Origin of the sequence: Streptomyces cupreus, assembly GCF_014257025.1 — a bacterium.
Taxonomy (GTDB): domain Bacteria; phylum Actinomycetota; class Actinomycetes; order Streptomycetales; family Streptomycetaceae; genus Streptomyces; species Streptomyces cupreus.
Genome location: NZ_JACMSF010000139.1, coordinates 1 through 4,050 on the forward strand (window position 1 = coordinate 1; position 4,050 = coordinate 4,050).

A 4,050-nucleotide genomic window follows, 5' to 3' on the forward strand; every position below is an offset into this window, starting at 1 on the left:
GTACACCTCGTTCGGCAGCTGGTTCCTGTGGAACGCCTACTTCCGCGTGTGGTCGCTCGGCCAGATCCTCGCCACCTTCGAGATCAACCGCTCCTACGCGCGCTTCCTGGAGAACCACGACCCCAAGGTCCTCGAACGCCTGGAGCGTCAGGCACCCGACGGCGCCATCCCCGACTACGCTCCGGCCCGGAAGCTGCTCAAGGCCATGAGCGAGACGGTCCAGGAGGTCCAGAACGGGCACCGCGACCACCGCGAGGCCGCCGACGTCCTCATCCGGCTGCTGCGCGATGCCGACTTCGTGCCGCCCGCCTTCGGTCTCGCCGACCCCGACAACCACTGGACCGACGCGTCGACCGCCAAGATCCTTCAGACCCTGCGCTGGTCGCGGACCCAGGCTCCCAAGGAGATCGGGGACCTGACCTGGGAGGGGCTGACGCTCTTCATCAAGAAGCGCTTCGACCGCGAGGAATTCAAGATCACGGAAGAGCTCACCCACATCGCCGCGGGCTGGCCGTTGATCGGGCGGGCGCTGCGGGTGCCCGAGCCCAAGTGACCGCACCCGAACAGAGCCAGACCTCCCATCAGCCCCCACACCTCTGGAGTTCCTCATGTCCGACACTGAGACCACGGCCGGTGGCTCGTCCACGGTGCACGACGTGGCGATCCTCGGGTCCGGCATCGCCGGCTCCATGCTCGCCGCCGTGCTCGCCCGCAACGGCGTCAAGGTCCTGCTCCTGGACGCCTCGTCCCACCCCCGCTTCGCGATCGGCGAGTCCACCATCCCGTACACGCTGGTCTGTCTGCGGACCATAGCCGAGCGCTATGACGTGCCCGAGATCAAGACCCTCGCCACCTTCACCAACGCCACCAAGGTGCTGGGACCCAAGTTCGGGGTGAAGAAGCACTTCGGCTTCCTGCTGCACCACGAGGGCCAGCCCCAGGACCCGCGCGAGGTCAACCAGTTCGGCACCCCCGGACTGCTGCACGAGGCGAGCCACCTCTACCGGCAGGACACCGACGCGTACATGTACCACGTCGCCCTGAAGTACGGCGCCGTGGGCCGGCAGAACTTCCGGGTCGCCGACGTCGACTTCGACGACGCGGGCGTCACCCTGAGCACCGCCGAGGGCGATCAGTACCGCGCCCGGTACGTCGTCGACGCCAGCGGGCACCGCTCCCCGCTGGCCGAGAAGTTCAACCTGCGCGAGGACCCGTGCCGGTTCAGCCACCACTCCCGGTCGATCTGGAACCACATGACGCGGGTACGGCCCACCGACGAGCTGTTCGACCGCGCCCCCGAGGACACCCCGCCCTCGCCCTGGTACCAGGGCACGGTGCACCACCTCTTCGAGCGCGGCTGGTTCTGGGTCATCGGCTTCGACAACCACCCGAAGTCCCGCAACCCGCTGTGCAGCGTCGGCCTCACCCTCGACCCGCGCACGTACCCCAAGTCCGCGGACATGACGCCGGAAGAGGAGTTCCACCACTACGCGGCCCGCTTCCCGGACATCGCCCGCCAGTTCGAGGGCGCGCGCCCGGTCCGCTCCTGGGTCTCCACCGACCGGCTGCAGTACTCCTCCCGGCAGTGCGCAGGCGACCGCTGGTTCCTGCTCTCCCACGCGGCCGGCTTCATCGACCCGCTCTACTCCCGCGGCCTGTCCAACACCGCCGAGGCCATCAACAGCCTCGCCTGGCGGCTGCTGGACGCCGTCAAGGACGGCGACTTCTCCCGCGAGCGCTTCGACTACGTCGACCGGATGCAGCAGGGGCTGTTCGACTACAACGACTCACTCGTCAACGCCTCCTTCATCTCGTTCAGCGACTACGACCTGTGGACCGCCGTCTACCGGATCTGGTCCTGGGGCGCCAACGCGGGCACCTACCGGCTGTCCGAGGGCCTGTTCAAGTACTTCAAGGACGGCCGCGACCAGCACTTCAAGGACCTGGAGAAGGCCCCGTACCCCGGCCTGTACTGGCCGGACCACGACGGCTTCAAGGGTCTTTACGACAGCCTGATCGAGGAGTGCCTCAAGTACGAGGCCGGCAAGGTCACCGCGCGCGAGGCGGCGGACACGGTCTACGCACAGCTGGAGAGCGCGAACTTCGTGCCCAAGCACTTCGGCTTCGCCGAGCGGGACCTGCGCTTCATGATCCCCAACGCCAAGGTGATGGCGAAGACCGCGCGTTGGCTGGCCACCGAGGCCGACCCAGTGGTCAAACGGATGATGCAAGGCAATGCTCGTGAGGCGGTCAAGGCGAAGTTGAAGGGCAGGCGCATCTTCTGACGGCGGCGGAACCTCCCGCCCAGACGGCCGTCGGCTCCGGCGCCGCCGCGTCGGCCGCATCCGCGGCAACCCGATAAGAGAGGCCATCGTTGTGGACAAGAAGACCGCTGCGTACGACGTGATCATCGCCGGCGCCGGCCCCACCGGTCTGATGCTGGCCGGGGAGCTCGCCATGGCCGGCGTGCGCTGCCGGGTCGTCGAGCGTCGCGAACACCGCACCAGGGAATCCCGGGCGCTCGGACTGCACGGACGGACCATGGAGGTCCTGAACATGCGCGGGCTCGCCGAAGAGGTGCTGGCCCGCGCCAATCCGGTGCCGCGGGTGCGGGTGTCGCTCGGCAACTCGCTCTTCGACATGGGCCGGCTCGCCACCGACTACGGGCAGCTGACCATCATTCCGCAGGGCGAGACCGAGGAGATCCTGGAGAAGCGCGCCACCGGTCTCGGGGTGGTCGTGGACCGCGGGGTCACCCTCACCGACTGCCGGCAGGAGGGCCGTATCGTCTCCTGCACCCTGGAGCAGGAGGGCCGGGAGTGGGAGGAGACCGCCTCCTTCCTGGTCGGCTGCGACGGCTCGCGCAGCCGGGTGCGGGAGGCCATGGGCGCCGAGTTCACCGGCGCGACCTACCCGTACACGATCATCGTCGCCGATGTGAAGCTGGGCACCCCGCTCGACGACCAACTGCTGATCCGCGTCGGCCGTGCCGGACTCGTGGTGGCGACCGACTTCGGCAACGGCTGGTACCGCATGGGCGTCATCGACCGGGACAAGCCCTGGTCGGACAACCCCGTCACGCTCGCCGAGGTCGACCAGACCCTGCGCAAGCTGTTCGGCCGGGACATGCGGCCCAGCGAGCCGCTGTGGACCTCGCGCTTCCACATCCAGGAGCGCCAGGCCTCGTTCTACCGCAAGGGGCGCATGGTCATCGCCGGTGACGCCGCGCACGTCCACTCCCCGCTCGGCGGCCAGGGGCTCAACCTCGGCATCCAGGACGCCATGAACCTCGGCTGGAAGCTCAGCGCCGTGGTCAAGGGGCGGGCCGCCGACGACCTCCTCGACACCTTCGCGGAGGAACGCCGCCGGGTCTCCCAGGGCGTGATCAAGGTGACGGACATCGCCACCCGCATGATGACGTCCGACCGGCTGCCCGCGCGGATCGCCCGCAAGGCCGTGATGACCGTGGCCAGCCGGGTCCCCGCCACCCACCAGACCGCGGTCGGACATCTGTCGGGCATCTACACGAGCTACCCGTCGATGGGCGCGGCCGCCGGCGCCTCGCCTCTCGTCGGCACCCGGGTCCCCGACCTCAAGATCGCCGGGCGCGGCACCCCGCAGCGTCTCCACGAGGCGCTGCGCCAGGGCGGCTTCGTCCTGATCGACTCCGGCACCGGCGCTCCGCTGCTGCCGTCGGTACCGGAGCCGGACGGCAACCTCGTCCGGCTCACCGGCCGGGTCGTCGCGGACTCCGGACAGTGGCGCAAGCCCGAGGTCATCCTGATCCGCCCCGACGGCTACTGCGCCTGGGCGGGCTCCCGAACCCGCGCCCAGGCCGAACTGGCCAACACATATCTCCGCTGGATCCAGGCCTGATCCGGCTCCCGGTCCGCCCGGCGTGCCGCCGCCCCACAACGGCGGCGGTACGCCGTGGATGCGGCCGGGCCGATCCGCGGTGGCCCTGAGCGGTGGCCGAGTCTGCCTCAAGCGGGCGTTCTTACGGTGTGCCGAAACGGATGCCGGGACCACGGAGGAGAGATCTGATGCCCC

2 protein-coding genes and 1 pseudogene are annotated in these 4,050 nt (G+C 69.4%); all 3 read left to right on the top strand.

Translation table 11 applies throughout. From position 1 onward, the window contains the following. Positions 1-553: pseudogene (locus H4N64_RS43840) on the top strand (FAD-dependent oxidoreductase); the annotation flags it as partial. A 55-nt stretch (positions 554-608) separates the two neighbouring features. After that, entirely contained in the window at positions 609-2,285 is a 1,677-nt protein-coding gene (locus H4N64_RS43845; protein ID WP_186288214.1) for an NAD(P)/FAD-dependent oxidoreductase, read from the top strand. A 91-nt stretch (positions 2,286-2,376) separates the two neighbouring features. Further along, the gene (locus H4N64_RS43850; RefSeq protein WP_186288215.1) at positions 2,377-3,876 is read left to right on the top strand and encodes an FAD-dependent monooxygenase; all 1,500 of its coding nucleotides are present in this window, start codon (positions 2,377-2,379) and stop codon (positions 3,874-3,876) included. The last annotated feature ends 174 nt before the right edge of the window (positions 3,877-4,050 follow it).